This window comes from Affinundibacterium fentianense (assembly GCF_018139545.1).
In the GTDB taxonomy this organism is placed as follows: Bacteria; Pseudomonadota; Gammaproteobacteria; order Burkholderiales; family Burkholderiaceae_D; genus Undibacterium; species Undibacterium fentianense.
The window spans coordinates 1-500 of the sequence record NZ_JAGSPJ010000017.1 but is presented as its reverse complement, the minus strand read 5'-3'; the positions used below and the strand labels follow the sequence as shown (position 1 = coordinate 500).

Below are 500 nucleotides of genomic sequence, written 5' to 3'. Positions count from 1 at the left end.
GATGAGTTCGTGTCCGTACAACTGGCGTAATCATGGCCCTTCGGGGCCATTGTTTCTCTGTGGAGGAGTCCATGACGAAAGATGAACTGATTGCCCGTCTCCGCTCGCTGGGTGAACAACTGAACCGTGATGTCAGCCTGACGGGGACGAAAGAAGAACTGGCGCTCCGTGTGGCAGAGCTGAAAGAGGAGCTTGATGACACGGATGAAACTGCCGGTCAGGACACCCCTCTCAGCCGGGAAAATGTGCTGACCGGACATGAAAATGAGGTGGGATCAGCGCAGCCGGATACCGTGATTCTGGATACGTCTGAACTGGTCACGGTCGTGGCACTGGTGAAGCTGCATACTGATGCACTTCACGCCACGCGGGATGAACCTGTGGCATTTGTGCTGCCGGGAACGGCGTTTCGTGTCTCTGCCGGTGTGGCAGCCGAAATGACAGAGCGCGGCCTGGCCAGAATGCAATAACGGGAGGCGCTGTGGCTGATTTCGATAACC

1 protein-coding gene is annotated in these 500 nt (G+C 56.8%); it reads left to right on the top strand.

The window, feature by feature from the left end; genetic code table 11:
• Positions 1–71: 71 nt before the first annotated feature.
• A complete protein-coding gene (locus KDM90_RS17600; RefSeq protein WP_000158919.1) occupies positions 72–470 on the top strand; it encodes a DNA-packaging protein FI in 399 nt (132 codons plus the stop codon).
• The last annotated feature ends 30 nt before the right edge of the window (positions 471–500 follow it).